Below are 15,563 nucleotides of genomic sequence, written 5' to 3'. Positions count from 1 at the left end.
CTGACTGAACCGAAGGCCGTCAGGGCGGCCGACTGAGAAACAAAGCCGGTGCGGCCGACTGAAGGCCGGCAAGCCGGCCCGGAACAACAAAACGAACAACAACGGAGGCTTTTTGATGGGCAAGGTAGTGGTGGTCACTTCGGGCAAGGGGGGCGTCGGCAAGACCACCTCGACGGCGGCGCTCGGTGCCGCCGTGGCCAAGACCGGCAAGAAGGTGGCGCTCGTCGATTTCGACGTCGGCCTCAGGAATCTCGACCTGATCATGGGCGCCGAACGCCGCGTGGTGTTCGACCTCGTCAACGTCATCCAGGGCACGGCGAAGCTGTCGCAGGCGCTGATCCGCGACAAGCGGGTCGAGACGCTGTTCCTGCTGCCGGCCTCGCAGACGCGCGACAAGGACGCGCTGACGGAAGAGGGCGTCGGCGAAGTCATCGACAAGCTGCGCTCGGTGTTCGACTACGTGTTCTGCGACAGCCCGGCCGGCATCGAGCGCGGCGCGCAGCTCGCCATGCGCTTTGCCGACGAGGCGGTCATCGTCACCAATCCGGAAGTGTCGTCGGTGCGCGATTCCGACCGCATCATCGGCCTGCTCGACGCCCGCACCATGCGTGCCGAACAGGGCGAGCAGATCGCCAAGCACGTGCTGGTCACCCGCTATGACGCGGCGCGCGCCGCGCGGGGTGAAATGCTCAGCATAGACGATGTGCTGGAAATCCTGTCGGTGCCGCTGCTCGGCATCATTCCGGAAAGCCAGGATGTGCTCCGCGCCTCCAACCTCGGTTCTCCGGTGACGCTGTCGGAGCCGCTCAATTCGGCGGCCAAGGCTTACATCGAAGCCGCAAGGCGGCTTGAGGGCGAGGAATTGCCTGTCATCGTGCCCTTCGAGCGCAAGGGCTTCCTCGATCGTCTTTTGGGAAGGAGGGCGGCATGAACCTGCTCGACATCTTCAAGCGGCGCTCCAGCGCGCCGGTGGCGCGCGAGCGGCTGCAAGTGCTGCTCGCCTATGAGCGCCGCAACCGCAGCCAGCCCGACCTGGTCTCCATCCTGCGCGAGGAGATCATGGCCGTCATCGCCAAGCACGTGCAGATCGACCAGGATTACCTGCAGGTCTCGATGGACCGCGGCGAGACCATGTCGACGCTGGAGATCGATATCCAGATCCCCAACAAGAGCGCTGTGCCGATGGCGATCGCGGGATAGCTCTTTACCTTCCCCCTTGTGGGGAGGGTCGATCCGCAAAGCGGATCGGGGTGGGGGGGCCGCGCCGCACCCCTCACACAGCCTTGAACACCACCGTCTGCGCCAGCCCGCCACCTTCGCGGTTCTCCAGCGTCACCGTCCCGCCATAGCGTTCGATGATCTCCTTGGCGATGGCCAGGCCCAGCCCCGCGCCCGGAATGAACTGCTGGCGGCCGGGATCGACGCGGAAGAAAGGTTCGAAGGCCTTGTTGATGAGGTCGGGCGGAATGCCCGGGCCGTTGTCGGAAATGGTCAGCACGGCGCGCCTGTCGGCGAGCGCGAGGTCGATGCCGCAGGCCTTGCCGTGGGTGGCGGCGTTGACGATCAGGTTGCGCAGCGCGCGGCGCAGGCCGAGCGCGCCGGCGCGCACCGAAACCTTGTCCAGATGCCCGACCGAGACGTGATGGCCGAGCGTGACCATTTCGGCCGATATGTCGCGCACCATCTTTTCCAGGTCGAGCGGCTCGACGGCATCCTGGTCCACCTCCTCGCGCACCAGGCGGATGGCGCTGTCGGCGATGCGGTCGAGCTCGTCGAGGTCGTGAAGCCATTTGTCACGCTCCTCGTCGAGGAATTCGGCGCGCAGCCGCATGCGCGTCATCGGCGTGCGCAGATCGTGGCCGGCGGCGGCGACCAGCCGCATGCGGCTTTCCATGGCGGTCCTGAGCCGCGACGACAGCTGGTTCAGCGCATGCGCGGTCGCCTTGACCTCGGCCGAGCCCACTTCCGGCACCGCCGCCAGCACGCCATCGCTGCCGATCTTGGAGACGGCGGCCTCCAGCATTTCCAGCGGCCGGATCAGCACCGAGGTGAAGTACACCGAGACGGCGGTGGCGCCGGCCACGATCAGCGAGATCCAGCCGGCCAGGACCAGCCATTCGCGCCCGGGCGGGTTGACGTGCGGCACCTCCATGATCGCCCAGCGCCTGTCGGGCATTTGCACCGAGGCGATCTGGCCGGGTTCGTCCGGCTTCTGGCTGATGATCGCCATGAGGTCGAAGCCGCGGCGTTGCAGGATATCGTTGAGCATCTCCGTTTCCGCGCGGGCGACCTTGCCGGCGGCCGGATGGTCCGTGAATTGCACCCGCAGCACATCCGGTATCGGGCCCGGCAGCAGCCGCACCACGAGTTCCATCTGCTGGGCGATCCAGGGCACGGTCAGCTCCGGCGGCGGCCTGCCGCCGCGCACGCTGAGGACGGCGGCCGTCGCCAGGCCGACGACGCCGACGATCGAAAGGACCAGCAGCAGGATGAGGCGGCGGCGCAGCGAATTCACGCCTGCGCCTCCACCGCCTCGACGCGCGCGGTCAGCTGGTAGCCGCCATTGCGCACGGTCTTGAACAACGGGCCGTCGCCGGTATCGGAGAATTTGCGGCGCAGCCGGCTCATCAGCACGTCGACCGAGCGTTCGAGCGGGTCGCGCTCGCGGCCTTGCGTCAGGTCAAGCAACTGGTCGCGCGACAGCAGCCGGCCAGGGCGGTCGAGGAACACTTGCAACAGATCGAACTCGGCGCCGGTGAGGTCGACGAGTTCGCCCCGCGCATCCATCACCTTGCGGGTGTCCGGCTCCAGCCGATAGCTGGCGAAGCGGTAGATGCGGGCGCGGGGCGCGGGCGCTTCCTCGGGAACCGCGCGCCGCAGCACGGCCCGGATGCGGGCGGTGAGCTCGCGCGGGTTGAAGGGCTTGCCGAGATAGTCGTCGGCTCCCAGTTCCAGCCCGATGATGCGGTCGACATCTTCCTTCAGCGCCGTCAGCAGAATGACGGGGACGTGCGGCTTGCGATCGCGCAAGGCACGGCAGATGTCGAGCCCCGAGCCATCAGGCAGCATGACGTCGAGCACGACGAGGTCGAACTGGCCAGCACCCAGCTTCTGCTCGCATTCGCGCCGGTCGGCCGCCACCGAGACGCGAAAACCCTGGCCGTCGAGGTAGCGGCCCAGAAGCGTCCTGATCTCGCGGTCGTCGTCCACGACGAGGATATGGGGTTGTGATTGCATCATGCGGTGCCCTTTGCTTGGCGGTGATTATAGGGAGAGCGCTCGCCGGCGGCATGGAAAATTGCAACGCAATGTTTCTGGCCGGGGGCGGGAAACATTCGGAAACAAATTGCCGCTTTGCGGAAACCTTCGGCAACATGCCGACGCGAAGCGGAAAAACAGGCTTCCTATCCTCATGGCCGTCCGATGCATGAGAGAAAGGAACACCATCCATGCGAAGCAGACTTCTTGCGCTCGGCCTGTTTTCCGTCGCCGCGATTCATCCCGTGCTGGCGGCGCAGCCCGATGCCGGACCCGCTCCCGGCGCGCCGCCGCCCGCCATGGCCATGCAGGACGGCCCGATGCCCGGACCGCAGGGTTTTGGCCCGCATGGCCCGATGCGGCATGGTCCGCAAGGCTGGGGTCCGCAAGGCTGGGGTCGGCAGGGCTTTGGCCCGGAAGGCTTTGGTCCCCGCCGCATGGGACCGCCGCCGGAATTCATGCTGGCCGCCCGGCTGGCGGCGCTCGAGACGCGCGTCGGCATCCGCAGCGAGCAGCTCGACGCCTGGCGCGACTACACCAGCGCGCTCCAGGCGGTGCTTTCGCCGCCCCGGCCTGATCGCGGCCCCGGCGGCACTGGCGGTCCCGGAGAACCCGAGGCAAAGGGGCCTGATGCGGTTCCGGGCGGCAAGCCGGATGCCTTCGCCTTCCAGGAAAGGCTGGCCGACGACATCACCGCGCGCGCGGCTTCGGCCGCCAAGCTCAAGGATGCGATCGCCGTGCTGCGCGCCAAGCTCACTCCCGAACAACTCGAAATTCTCGCTTCGGCGGAACGCCCTCACGGACCACCCCCCGGTCCCTGGGGCGGCCCGCCGAATGATGCAGCCGCACCTGGAGGTCCGCCCGACCAGGGCGGGCAGCTTCCGCCACCCCAGCCCGGGAATGGCTGATAACTCCAGCCGGCTGCGCCGGCCGGCCCGCGCCCAACCCGTTCTCGGGCCGGCCGGTCCCGTGGGATGGCTGACATATCCAGCCATCCCACCCTTCAAATCACGCACAATGGAAGCTCGGCAATGTGGGAAGCCTTGATGATGCTGCGGCTGATCGCGTCGCTGAGCCCGAGGCTCTCGCTCGGCCAGCGCGCCAATCACGCCGCCGTGCCGGCGGCGTTGCCCGCCGACACGCTGAAGCGCGCGGTGCGCTTGCACTTTGCCGCCTGGCGCCTGTCGCTGCCGGTTTCGCGGCAGCCCAACGGCCACGGACATCATGACCGCAAGATCGCGTAAGACTTATCTTGTCCTGGCCGCCGTGCTGATCGTCCTGGTCGCCATGGCGGCGCTGAACGCCTATGGCCGCTCGACAGTCGAGCCTGCCGCACAGGCGGTGGCGGCGCCGCGGGCCAGTTTGACGGTCGCGGTCGAAAAGGTGCGCTCCGAGGCGATCGCCTCGTCGATCAGCGCCACCGGCACCGTCGCCGCCTGGCAGGAAGCGACTGTCGGCGCCGAGACGTCCAGCCTGAAGTTGACGGAAGTGCTTGTCTCCGAAGGCGACCATGTGCGGGCCGGCGATGTCGTCGCGCGGCTCGACGCCTCGGTGCTCAAGGCACAGCTGGCCGAGCAGAAGGCCGCGGTCGACCAGGCGCAGGCGACGCTGGATACGGCCATCTCCGCCGCCGGCCGCGCCGACAGGCTGCTAGCCAGCAAGGCGATCAGCGCCGAGACGGCGGAAGACAAGGCGACCGCCGTCAAGACCGGCCGGGCCTCGGTCGAGCAGGCCAGGGCCGCCGCCGACAGGCTGCAGGCCGAACTCGACCAGGCGACCATCCGCGCGCCTTTCGACGGCATCGTCTCCAGCCGGCCCGCGGTTGCCGGCTCGATCGTCCAGGCAGGCACCGAGCTGATGAAGATCATCCGCGACGGCAGGCTTGAGGTCGGCGTGCTTGTTCCCGAAAAGGACCTTCCTTTGGTCAAGGTCGGGCAGGCGGCAAGCGTCGTCGACGCCTCCGGGCGGACTTTTGCCGGCAGCGTGTCCTCGATCGCCGAGACGGTCAGTTCGACGACGCGGCTCGCCACCGTCTATGTCGCGCTCGGCGAAGGCTCGGGCCTAAAGCCCGGCATGTTCGCCCGCGTCTCGATCGCAGGCGCCACCTCGCAAAGGCTCGATGTCGCCGAGGCCGCCCTTGTCTGGCAGGACGGCAAGCCCAGGGTTTTCGTGGTCGACGCCGCCGGCAAGGCCGCCGCGCGTACGGTCACCACCGGCGCGCACCGGAACGGCCGCGTCGCCATCGAAAGCGGGCTGTCGGAGGGCGACAGAGTCGTTGTCGCCGGCGCCGGCTTCCTCAGCGATGGCAATCTGGTGCGTATCGCCGATGCGCAAGCGGGCACTGATGCCGGCAAGCTGACGGAGGCGGCGCGATGAACGCCATCTCCTCCTGGTCGATCCGCAACCCGGTGCCGACCATCGTCTTGTTCCTGTCGCTGACCATTGCCGGCCTCTACGGCTTCATGCAGCTGCGCACCAACAACATGCCCGACATCGACCTGCCGACGGTCACCGTCACCGTCTCGCAGCCGGGCGCGGCGCCGAGCGAAATGGAAGTGCAGGTGGCGCGGGTGGTCGAGAACGCCGTGGCGACGCTGGAAGGCGTCGACGACGTCTCGACCTCGATCAGCGAGGGGGCGTCCGTCACCACGGTCGAATTCACGCTCGGCACCGATCCCGAGACCGCGACCAACGATGTCCGCAACGCCGTGTCCGAAGTGCAGTCGAGCCTGCCGGCGGCCGCGCAGACGCCTGTCGTGGCCAAGATGAACGCAACCGGCAATTCGGTGCTGACCTACGTCGTCGAGGCCCCCTCGATGTCGCCGGACGCGCTGAGCTGGTACATCGACAATGATGTCGCCAAGGCGTTGCTCGGCGTCGACGGCGTCTCCAAGATCACCCGTTCGGGCGGCGTCGACCGCGTCATCCGCGTCGAGCTCGATCCGGACCGTCTGGCCGCACTCGGCATCAGCGCCGGCAATGTCAGCCAGACGCTCGCCTCCAACAATGTCAACCAGCCGGGCGGCCGCACCAGCGTCGGTGGCCAGGAGCAGTCGGTGCGCACGCTGGCCAGCGCCGGCACCGTCGAGGCGCTGGGCGATACGCGCATCGCGCTGTCGGGCGCCGGCGGCGTCAAGCTCTCGGATCTCGGCAGGGTGGTCGACAGCTGGGAAAAGCCGCGCCAGGCCGCCTATCTCGACGGCAGGCAGGTCGTTGCCTTCAACGTCTACAGGTCGGTCGGGTCGAGCGAGATCGACGTGGTCAAGGCCGCGCGCGCCGCGATCGCGGGCATCGCGTCGAAGACCGACACCGCGAAATTCACCGAAGTCACTTCGTCATCCGGTTTCGTGCAGGAAAGCTATGACGCCGCATTCGAGGCGCTATGGCTCGGCGCGCTGCTCGCCATCGGCGTCGTCTGGCTGTTCCTGCGCGACATCAGGGCGACGCTGGTTTCGGCGGTCGCCATGCCGCTGTCGCTGATCCCGACCTTCGCTGTCATGGCGGCGTTCGACATCTCGCTCAACAACATCACCTTGCTGGCGCTGTCGCTGGTCGTCGGTATCCTGGTCGACGACGCCATCGTCGAGATCGAGAACATCGTGCGCCATATGCGCCAGACCGGCGCCAGCGCCTACCAGGCGGCGATCGAGGCCGCCGACGAGATCGGGCTTGCCGTGGTGGCGACCACGGCGACCATCGTCGCGGTGTTCCTGCCGGTCGCCTTCATGCCGGGTATTCCGGGAAAATTCTTCTTCTCCTTTGCCGTCGCCGTCTGCGTGTCGGTGCTGTTCTCGCTGCTGGTGGCGCGCATGCTCACCCCGCTGATGGGCGCCTATCTGGTGCGTGCCGGCGGCCATAGCGAGGAGGACCTGCCGGCCTGGGTGCCGACCTATCTGTGGCTGCTGCGCAAGGCGCTCGACCATCGCTGGATCACACTTGTCGCCGGCATCGCCTTCTTCGCCGGTTCGCTCGCGCTGGCAACCAAACTGCCGACCGAATTCATGGCGGCGACCGATCGCGGCCGCTCGATGATCTCGGTCGAGCTGCAGCCGGGGTCGACGATCGAACAGACGACAGCTGTCGTCCAGGACATTACCAGGCGCCTGAAGGACGAGCCGGCCGTCGACAGCATCTTCGCCACGATCGGCACCGCGGCCTCATCCGGCGGCGGGCCGAACCGCGGCTCGACCTCGGCCGAGGTGCGCAGCGCAAACGTCACCGTCAACCTGAAGCCGCGCGGCGAGCGCAGCGTCAGCCAGCAACAGTTCGAGGCCGAGGCCTCGCCGAAGCTCAACGATATCCCGGGTGCCCGCATCCAGTTCGGCGCCGACGGCTTTGCCGGCGCCAAGGTGGCGATTACGCTGGTCGGCGACGATGGCGAGGCGCTGCAGAAGGCCAGTGACGCGCTGATCGACGCGATGAAGTCGGTGCCCGGCCTGATCAACCCGACCTCGACGGCGGCGACGACCAAGCCGGAACTGATCGTGCGCCCCGACAGCGCGAGGGCGGCCGAGCTTGGCGTGACACCGACCGAGATCGCGTCGACAGTCAAGATCGCCACCATCGGCGACACCGACACCAGCCTGGCCAAGTTCAATCTCGGCGACCGCCAGGTGGCGATCGTCGTCACCTTGCCCGACGGCGCCATCGACGATCCGGCGAAACTGGCCGTGCTGCCGCTGATCGGCAGCAAGGGCACGGTGCCGCTCGGCGCCGTCGCCGATATCGGCTTCAATGCCGGGCCAAATAGCATCACAAGGGTGGGGCGCAGCCGCAGCGCCACTGTCGAGGCAGACCTTTCCGGCCTGACGCTCGGCCAGGCGACCACCGCCATCCATGCCTTGCCGGCGATGCGCAACCTGCCGGCCGGCGTGGATGAGCTGGCGCGCGGCGACGCGGCGCGCATGCAGGAGCTGTTTTCGGGTTTTGCCACAGCGATCGCCGCCGGCATTCTGCTGATGTACCTGACGCTGGTGCTGTTGTTTCGCGGTTTCGTGCACCCGGTGACAATCCTGGTCGCGCTGCCGCTGTCGATCGGCGGTGCGCTCGGCTTCATGCTGATTACCGGCAAGGCGCTTGGCATATCGCCGCTGATCGGGATATTGATGCTGATGGGCATTGCGGCCAAGAACTCGATCCTGCTTGTCGAGTACGCCCTGGTCGCTCAGAAGGAGCGTGGCATGAGCCGCTTCGACGCACTGCTCGATGCCGCCCGCAAGCGGGCACGACCCATTGTCATGACATCGATCGCCATGGGCGCCGGCATGTTGCCGATCGCGCTCGGCATCGGCGCCGACGCCGAAACGCGGGCGCCGATGGCGATCGCCGTGATCGGCGGGCTCATCTCCTCGACCGTGCTCAGCCTCGTCTATGTTCCCGTTGTCTACACTTTCATGGACGACATCCAGCGCTTCCTCGGCCGGCATCTCGCCCGGCTGCTGGTTGAACGATCCGACCCCGACAGCCAGACGGCGACCGCAACTTCAGCGAAAGATCATCCAGGCCATGTCCATCCAGTCTAGCCCGTCTTCCCGCCGCCGGCTCGCGCCATGGGCCGCAGCGCTCGCCGCGACGGTTCTCCTGGCTGCCTGTTCGCAGGAGGGGAGCAAAGCTCCCGCCGGCATGGCCGGTGCAAGCAAGCCGGAAGTAGGCGTCGTCACGCTGCATCCGCAGTCGGTGGCGATAACAGCCGAACTGCCGGGACGCACGTCAGCCTCGCTCACCGCCGATGTGCGCCCGCAGGTCAACGGCATCATCCAGGCGCGCCTGTTCAAGGAGGGCAGCGAGGTGGTGGTCGGGCAACCGCTCTATCTCATCGATCCGGCGAGCTACCAGGCCGCCTATGACAGCGCGCAGGCGGCCCAGCAGAAGGCCGAAGCGGCGGTGCCGACGGCGCAGGCCAAGTTCGACCGCTATGCCGGCTTGCTGAAGCAGAACGTTGTTTCCAAACAGGATTATGACGATGCCGCCGCAACGCTGGCACAGGCCAATGCGGATGTGGCGTCCGCCAAGGCCAGTGTCGAAAGCGCGCGCATCAATCTCGACTACACCAAGATCACCGCGCCGATCGCCGGCCGCATCGACAAGTCGTCGCTGACGCCAGGCGCCCTGGTCACCGCCAATCAGGACACCTTGCTCACCACCATCCGTTCGCTCGATCCGATCAATGTCGACGTCACGCAGTCGAGCACCAACCTGCTCAATCTGCGCCAGGCCATCAATGAGGGCCGGCTGAAGTTCAGCGGCCCCAATGTCAGCGTCAAGCTCAAGCTCGAGAACGGCACCATCTACAACCAGACCGGCAAGCTGGAATTCGCCGGCGCCAATGTCGACCAGACCACCGGCACCTTTGCGCTGCGGGCCGAGTTCCCCAATCCCGACCGCCTGCTTCTGCCGGGCATGTATGTGCGCGCGCTGGTCGAAGAGGGCGTCGCCCAGAACAGTTTCCTGGTGCCGCAGCGCGGCGTCACCCGCAACACCAAGGGCGAGGCGACCGCCATGATCATCAACGCGCAGGGCAAGGTCGAGACGCGCGTGCTCACCGTGCGCAACAGTGTCGGCAACAACTGGCTGGTGGATTCCGGCGTCGGCGATGGCGACCGTGTCATCGTCGAGGGCCTGCAGCTGGTGCGCGCGGGCGGCGACGCGACGGGCGTCGAGGTGACGATCGACGAGACCACCGGCGAGGTCAAGGACCGGGCGCAGACCTCTTCGGCCGCATCTCCCACGTCCAAGATGGCCGATAGCAGCCAGTCGACCGGGAACTGAGGCGATGTCAGCATTCTTCATCAACCGGCCGATCTTCGCCTGGGTGATCGCCATCGTGATCATGCTGGGCGGCCTGCTCGCGCTCACCACGCTGCCGATCTCGCAATATCCGCAGATCGCACCGACCACGGTCAACATCAGCGCCAACTATCCGGGCGCCGACGCGCAAACGGTCGAGAACTCGGTGACCAAGGTCATCGAGCAAGGCATGACCGGCATCGACAATCTCGACTACATGACGGCGACCTCGACCTCGACCGGTGCGGCCACCATCACGCTGACCTTCACCAGCGCGGCCGATCCCGACACCGCCCAGGTGCAGACGCAGAACAAGCTGCAGCTGGTGCAGTCGCAGCTGCCGCAGGTGGTGCAGAGCAATGGCATCACCGTCTCCAAATCCTCGACCGGCTTCCTGATGGTCATCGGCTTCGTCTCCAGCGACGGCAAGATGAACTCGACCGATCTTGCCGACTACGTCGACTCGACCATCAACGACACGCTGAAGCGCGTCGAAGGCGTCGGCTCGACGCAGCTGTTCGGCTCCAGCTATGCCATGCGCATCTGGCTCGATCCCGACAAGCTCGCCAAATATACGCTGATGCCGAGCGACGTGGCTTCGGCGATCGAGGCGCAGAACACGCAGGTCTCGGCCGGCCAGCTCGGCGGCATGCCGCAACGCAAGGGCCAGCAGCTCAACGCCACGGTGACGGCCAAGAGCCGGCTGCAGACCGCCGAACAGTTCCGCAACATCATCCTGAAGAGCCAGACCGACGGTTCGCTGGTTCGCCTCAACGACGTCGCCACGGTGGAGCTCGGCGCCGAGAGCTATACGACGCAAGCCAGATACAATGGCCAGCCGGCGGCCGGCGTCGCCGTCAACCTCGCAACCGGCGCCAACGCCATCAGCACGGCGGAAGCGGTGCGCGCGACGATCAACCGGCTGAGCTCGACTTTCCCGCAAGGCGTCGAGGTCGTCTACCCCTACGACACCTCGCCCTTCGTGCGGCTGTCGATCGAGGAGGTGGTCAAGACGCTGGCCGAGGCGATCGTGCTGGTGTTCCTGGTGATGTTCATCTTCCTGCAGAATCTGCGGGCGACCATCATCCCGACCATCGCCGTGCCGGTGGTGCTGCTCGGCACGTTCGGCGTGCTGTCGCTGTTCGGCTATTCGGTCAACACGCTGACCATGTTCGCCATGGTGCTGGCCATCGGCCTGCTGGTCGACGACGCCATCGTCGTGGTCGAGAATGTCGAACGCGTGATGGCGGAGGAAGATCTATCGCCGAAAGAGGCGACGCGAAAATCGATGAACGAGATCACCGGCGCGCTGGTCGGCATCGCCACCGTGCTGTCGGCGGTGTTCGTGCCGATGGCCTTCTTCGGCGGCTCGACCGGCATCATCTACCGGCAGTTCTCGGTCACCATCGTCTCGGCCATGGTGCTGTCGGTGCTGGTCGCGCTGGTGCTGACGCCGGCGCTCTGCGCCACGATCCTGAAACGGCCCAAGGACCATGCGACGCAGACGGGCCCGTTCGGCTGGTTCAACCGCGTCTTCGACCGCGGCACGACAGCCTATCGCGACGGTTCGCAGGGCATCATCAACCGGTCCTGGCGCTTCCTCGCCGTGTTCCTCGCCATCGTCGTCGCCATGGGCTGGATGTTTGCCCGGCTGCCGAGCTCGTTCCTGCCGGAAGAGGACCAGGGCATCCTGATCACCAGCGTGTCGCTGCCGGTCGGTGCGACGCAGGACCGGACCGAGCGTGTCCTGGCTGAGGTGACCGACCACTATCTCAAGCAGGAAAAGGACGCTGTCCAGGGCGTCTTCACGGCTTCCGGCTTCGGCTTCGGCGGCGCCGGGCAGAATGTCGGCATCGCTTTCGTGCCGATGAAGGATTTCAGCCTGCGCAAATCGCCGGCCTTGTCGGCGCAAGCGGTCGCCGGGCGCGCCATGGGCGCCTTCCGAGAGATCAGGGATGCGCAGGTTTTCGCGCTTGCCCCGCCCGCCATCCAGGGTTTCGGCAACACCAACGGCTTCGATTTCTACCTGCAGGACGTCAACGGCGCCGGCCATGACGCGCTGATCCAGACGCGAAACCAGCTGCTGGGTCTTGCCGCGCAGAGCAAGCTGCTCGCCAATACCAGGCCCAACGGCCAGGAGGACCAGCCGCAATTCTCGATCGATATCGACCAGGAGAAGGCCAGCGCGCTCGGCGTCAGCCTCGCCGACATCAACAACACGCTGTCGAGCGCCTGGGGCAGCGACTACGTCAACGACTTCATCGACCGCGGGCGGGTGAAGCCGGTCTATATGCAGTCGGACGCGAATTTCCGCATGCAGCCGGAAGACCTGGACAAATGGCAGGTGCGCAATGCCAGCGGCGCCATGGTGCCGTTCTCGGCCTTCGCCTCCAGCCACTGGACGTTCGGTTCGCCGCGGCTGGAACGCTACAATGGCTCGGCGGCGGTCGAGATCCAGGGCGCGGCGGCGGCCGGCGTGAGCTCCGGCGCGGCGATGGACGAGATCGACAGGCTGGTGGCGCAGCTGCCGCCCGGATATTCTCACGAATGGACCGGGCTGTCGCATCAGGAACGGCTTTCCGGCAACCAGGCGCTGTCGCTCTATGCGATTTCGGCGCTGGTCGTGTTCCTCTGCCTGGCGGCGCTTTATGAGAGCTGGTCGATCCCGTTCGCGGTCATGCTGTCGGTGCCGATCGGCATTTTCGGCGCGCTCGCTGCGGCAACGCTTTTCGGCCAGACCAACGACGTGTATTTCAAGGTCGGCCTGCTGACCACGATCGGCCTGGCCGCCAAGAACGCCATCCTGATCGTCGAGTTCGCCATCGAGCGGCAGACGGCCGGCATGGGATTGGTCGAGGCGACGCTGGAAGCGGCGCGACAGCGATTGCGGCCGATCCTGATGACGTCGCTGGCCTTCATCCTCGGCGTCACGCCGCTCGCGATCGCCAGCGGCGCCGGCTCGGGCGCGCAGAACTCGGTCGGCATCGGCGTGATGGGCGGCATGATCGCGGCGACGGTGATCGGCGTGTTCCTGGTGCCGCTGCTGTTCGTCACGGTGCGGCGCATCTTCAAGGGCAGGGTGGCCAAACAGGATACCGGGCCGGATCTCGGGCAAGGCACGGACGAGAAGCCAGCGACAGCCAACCAGCAATAAGGAAACTTCCCATGACAGGTTTTGAACGTGGCCCTGTGGCCGCGGGGCGGCTCATTGCGCCCATGATTACGGCTGTTTTGCTCAGCGGATGCGTTGTCGGCCCGGATTACCAGTCGCCGATCCTGCCGATGCCGGCAAACTGGAGCGGTGAGAAGCCGACGAAATCCGTCCAGCCGGCGCAGCTGTCGCAATGGTGGCAGCGCCTGCGCGATCCGCAGCTCAACACGCTTGTCGAGGAAGCCGTCGCTGGCAATCTCGACGTCGCCACCGCCAAGGCCAAGATCCGCGAGGCGCGCGCCAGCTATCGCCAGAGCGCCGGCACGCTGCTGCCTTCCGTGGATGGCTCCGGCTCGGTGACGCGCAACAAGTCGTCCACGACCACGGCGGGGACCAATTCGATCTACAGCGAATACCAAGCCGGTTTCGACGCCAGCTGGGAGCTCGACCTGTTCGGCGCCAACCGCAGGGGCGTCGAGGCCGCGCGCTACGGCGTGGACGCGGCGCAAGAGGAATTGCGCTCGACCCTTCTGACCCTGGTCGGCGATGTCGCGTCCTATTACACCCAGGCGCGCGGTTACCAGGCCCGCATCGCGCTCGCCCGGCGTTCGGCCGCCTCGCAGCGGCAGACCGCCGAACTCACCCGCACCATGGCGCTGGCGGGGTCGGCGACGGCCGCCGACGTCGCCAAGGCGATGGGGCAGGCGGCCGGCACCGAGGCCGAGGTTCCGACGCTGGAGGCAAGCTATGCCGAGGCGGTGCATCGCCTGTCGGTGCTCACCGGCCGGCCGCCGGCCGCACTCAGCGAGCGGCTGAAGCGCGGCAAACCGATCCCGTCGCCGCGCCTGCCGATGCCGACCGGCATTCCCGCCGACATCCTTTTGTCGCGCCCGGACGTGCGCATGGCTGAGCGGCAATACGCGCAATACACCGCCAAGGTCGGCCAGGCCGAGGCGGCGCGTTATCCCTCGGTCAGCCTGACGGGAAACATCAGCACGGCGGCCCTCAATCTCGGCGATCTCGGCAAGAATTCGTCGATCGGCTGGTCGTTCGGGCCTTCGCTCAGCGTGCCGCTGTTCAACGCCGGCCAGTTGCAGGCGGCGGCCGACGTCGCCCGGGCGCAGCGCGACCAGTATTTCATCGCCTATCGCGCCTCGGTGCTGACCGCGCTCGAGGATGTCGAGAATGCGCTGGTGCTGATGGCGCAGGAGCGCATCCGGATCGGCAAGCTTGCCTCGTCGGCCAAATCCTATGGCGAGGCGGCCAGCCTGGAAGGCACGCTCTACAAGGCCGGCGAGACCAGCCTGCTCGACGTGCTCGACGCCCAGCGCTCCCTCTACACGGCGGAAGATTCGCTGCTGCAAAGCCGCGTGCTGCTGGCGACCAACTACATCGCCCTCAACAAGGCGCTCGGTGGCGGCTGGGACGGCGCGCTCGACAGCGCGAAGCCCGAGATCATCGACGTCAAGACCGGGCCAAGACTGGCGTCGACGATGACGGCACAGTGAACAAGATGTGTAAGCAAACCCGGGGCCGTCCGTTTATGATAGCGTGGAGGCAATGCGATGTCCCGTACCTACGATCTTGCATCCGATGTGATCCGGCGTGTCTATGAGAAGCGGATAGAGGCGCCGGCGATCCTCGATACCGATACCGAATTTCCCAACGCGGCGAAATTCATCGACGCCTGGCGTGAGATCCGCGACGAAGCGCTGGGCGTGCATCTGGGCAAGGTCCCGCGTTTTCACGACATCATGCCCGAGCAGGCCGAAATCTCGGCCAATGACGGTCTCGACTGGCGCATGTTCGTGCTCAAGGCCTACGACATGGCGGTTCCCGAGAACCTTGCGCGGATGCCGGTTCTCAGCCGGTTGCTTGCCGAATGCCCCGAAGTCAAATCGGCTGCTGTCTCGTTCCTCGCGCCGCGCAAGCACATTCCCAGCCATCGCGGACCCTTCCGCGGGATCATGCGGTTTCACCTCGGCCTGGTCATCCCGCGCCAGGCCGATGGCCGCCCGGCAACCGTCATGATGATCGACCATCAGGAGAAACGGATCACCGACGGCGAAGGCATGCTGTGGGACGATACCTATCTTCACGAGGTGATGAACAATGCCGATGAAGCCCGCATAGCCCTGCTCCTGGATGTCTGGCGTCCAGGAATGCCCTGGGACATGGAAGTCCTGTCCAGGCTGATCGTGCGCGGCGTGCAGGCGGGAATGCGCCGCAGGGGCGTGTCGTTCGGCGGCTGAACCAGCGGCGGGTGACAACGCCGTGCGACGGCGTAACAGGCTGGCCCGCCCTTGGTCCGATGCAACGAGGCTGTGCCTGCCGGCCGCTGCCGTCCGTCTGCTTGACAGGCCTAATT

12 protein-coding genes are annotated in these 15,563 nt (G+C 66.7%); 10 read left to right on the top strand and 2 right to left on the bottom strand.

The window, feature by feature from the left end:
• The first annotated feature begins 115 nt into the window (after positions 1 to 115).
• Together minD and minE are read left to right on the top strand one after the other, a co-directional pair.
• Positions 116 to 931: a septum site-determining protein MinD gene (gene minD / locus AC1VON_RS27155; RefSeq protein ID WP_172349516.1), complete on the top strand. Its 816-nt coding sequence runs from the start codon at positions 116 to 118 to the stop codon at positions 929 to 931.
• Entirely contained in the window at positions 928 to 1,200 is a 273-nt protein-coding gene (minE, locus tag AC1VON_RS27150) for a cell division topological specificity factor MinE (RefSeq protein ID WP_172349517.1), read from the top strand. Before minD ends, minE begins: the two co-directional genes overlap by 4 nt.
• Before the next feature lie 73 nt (positions 1,201 to 1,273).
• Here minE and AC1VON_RS27145 read toward each other — a convergent pair whose 3' ends face one another.
• Both AC1VON_RS27145 and AC1VON_RS27140 read right to left on the bottom strand, forming a co-directional pair.
• On the bottom strand, positions 1,274 to 2,515 hold the full coding sequence (locus AC1VON_RS27145; RefSeq protein WP_483125483.1) for an ATP-binding protein: 1,242 nt from the start codon (positions 2,513 to 2,515) through the stop codon (positions 1,274 to 1,276).
• Positions 2,512 to 3,237 (bottom strand): response regulator, encoded by a 726-nt coding sequence (locus tag AC1VON_RS27140; protein ID WP_483125482.1) that lies wholly within the window; start codon positions 3,235 to 3,237, stop codon positions 2,512 to 2,514. Before AC1VON_RS27140 ends, AC1VON_RS27145 begins: the two co-directional genes overlap by 4 nt.
• Positions 3,238 to 3,449: 212 nt before the next feature.
• Here AC1VON_RS27140 and AC1VON_RS27135 point away from each other — a divergent pair, with 212 nt between their 5' ends.
• The 8 genes from AC1VON_RS27135 to AC1VON_RS27100 all read left to right on the top strand — a co-directional run bounded on the left by AC1VON_RS27135 (position 3,450) and on the right by AC1VON_RS27100 (position 15,447).
• Positions 3,450 to 4,166 (top strand): hypothetical protein, encoded by a 717-nt coding sequence (locus AC1VON_RS27135; protein ID WP_483125481.1) that lies wholly within the window; start codon positions 3,450 to 3,452, stop codon positions 4,164 to 4,166.
• Positions 4,167 to 4,289: 123 nt separating this feature from the next.
• On the top strand, positions 4,290 to 4,502 hold the full coding sequence (locus AC1VON_RS27130; protein ID WP_483125480.1) for a hypothetical protein: 213 nt from the start codon (positions 4,290 to 4,292) through the stop codon (positions 4,500 to 4,502).
• Positions 4,483 to 5,634: an efflux RND transporter periplasmic adaptor subunit gene (locus AC1VON_RS27125; protein ID WP_483125479.1), complete on the top strand. Its 1,152-nt coding sequence runs from the start codon at positions 4,483 to 4,485 to the stop codon at positions 5,632 to 5,634. The genes AC1VON_RS27130 and AC1VON_RS27125 overlap by 20 nt, the downstream gene beginning before the upstream one ends.
• Positions 5,631 to 8,780 carry an efflux RND transporter permease subunit gene (locus tag AC1VON_RS27120; RefSeq protein ID WP_483125478.1) on the top strand — a complete coding sequence of 1,050 codons (3,150 nt, stop codon included), beginning with the start codon at positions 5,631 to 5,633 and terminating at the stop codon, positions 8,778 to 8,780. The genes AC1VON_RS27125 and AC1VON_RS27120 overlap by 4 nt, the downstream gene beginning before the upstream one ends.
• Complete coding sequence (locus tag AC1VON_RS27115) at positions 8,764 to 10,026, top strand: efflux RND transporter periplasmic adaptor subunit (RefSeq protein ID WP_483125477.1); 1,263 nt, start codon at positions 8,764 to 8,766, stop codon at positions 10,024 to 10,026. The genes AC1VON_RS27120 and AC1VON_RS27115 overlap by 17 nt, the downstream gene beginning before the upstream one ends.
• A gap of 4 nt (positions 10,027 to 10,030) precedes the next feature.
• Positions 10,031 to 13,198, top strand: a complete 3,168-nt coding sequence (locus AC1VON_RS27110; protein WP_172349522.1) for an efflux RND transporter permease subunit — start codon at positions 10,031 to 10,033, stop codon at positions 13,196 to 13,198.
• 11 nt (positions 13,199 to 13,209) lie between these two features.
• Positions 13,210 to 14,703: an efflux transporter outer membrane subunit gene (locus tag AC1VON_RS27105; RefSeq protein WP_483125476.1), complete on the top strand. Its 1,494-nt coding sequence runs from the start codon at positions 13,210 to 13,212 to the stop codon at positions 14,701 to 14,703.
• Between the two features lie 57 nt (positions 14,704 to 14,760).
• A complete protein-coding gene (locus tag AC1VON_RS27100; RefSeq protein WP_483125475.1) occupies positions 14,761 to 15,447 on the top strand; it encodes an aspartyl/asparaginyl beta-hydroxylase domain-containing protein in 687 nt (228 codons plus the stop codon).
• Positions 15,448 to 15,563: the final 116 nt, after the last annotated feature.

Source organism: Mesorhizobium sp. HAY1-8B (assembly GCF_056868045.1).
The sequence above is the reverse complement of the archived record's forward strand: the minus strand, read 5'-3'. Positions and strand labels throughout refer to the sequence as shown.

What these genes read in the sequence shown, in the direction of transcription:
- AC1VON_RS27100 (WP_483125475.1), top strand. Translation starts at nt 14,761, where the DNA reads ATGTCCCGTACCTACGATCTTGCATCCGATGTGATCCGGCGTGTCTAT.
- AC1VON_RS27115 (WP_483125477.1), top strand. Translation starts at nt 8,764, where the DNA reads ATGTCCATCCAGTCTAGCCCGTCTTCCCGCCGCCGGCTCGCGCCATGG.
- AC1VON_RS27110 (WP_172349522.1), top strand. Translation starts at nt 10,031, where the DNA reads ATGTCAGCATTCTTCATCAACCGGCCGATCTTCGCCTGGGTGATCGCC.
- AC1VON_RS27135 (WP_483125481.1), top strand. Translation starts at nt 3,450, where the DNA reads ATGCGAAGCAGACTTCTTGCGCTCGGCCTGTTTTCCGTCGCCGCGATT.
- AC1VON_RS27125 (WP_483125479.1), top strand. Translation starts at nt 4,483, where the DNA reads ATGACCGCAAGATCGCGTAAGACTTATCTTGTCCTGGCCGCCGTGCTG.
- AC1VON_RS27130 (WP_483125480.1), top strand. Translation starts at nt 4,290, where the DNA reads ATGTGGGAAGCCTTGATGATGCTGCGGCTGATCGCGTCGCTGAGCCCG.
- AC1VON_RS27120 (WP_483125478.1), top strand. Translation starts at nt 5,631, where the DNA reads ATGAACGCCATCTCCTCCTGGTCGATCCGCAACCCGGTGCCGACCATC.
- AC1VON_RS27140 (WP_483125482.1), bottom strand. Translation starts at nt 3,237, where the DNA reads ATGCAATCACAACCCCATATCCTCGTCGTGGACGACGACCGCGAGATC.
- minD (WP_172349516.1), top strand. Translation starts at nt 116, where the DNA reads ATGGGCAAGGTAGTGGTGGTCACTTCGGGCAAGGGGGGCGTCGGCAAG.
- minE (WP_172349517.1), top strand. Translation starts at nt 928, where the DNA reads ATGAACCTGCTCGACATCTTCAAGCGGCGCTCCAGCGCGCCGGTGGCG.
- AC1VON_RS27105 (WP_483125476.1), top strand. Translation starts at nt 13,210, where the DNA reads ATGACAGGTTTTGAACGTGGCCCTGTGGCCGCGGGGCGGCTCATTGCG.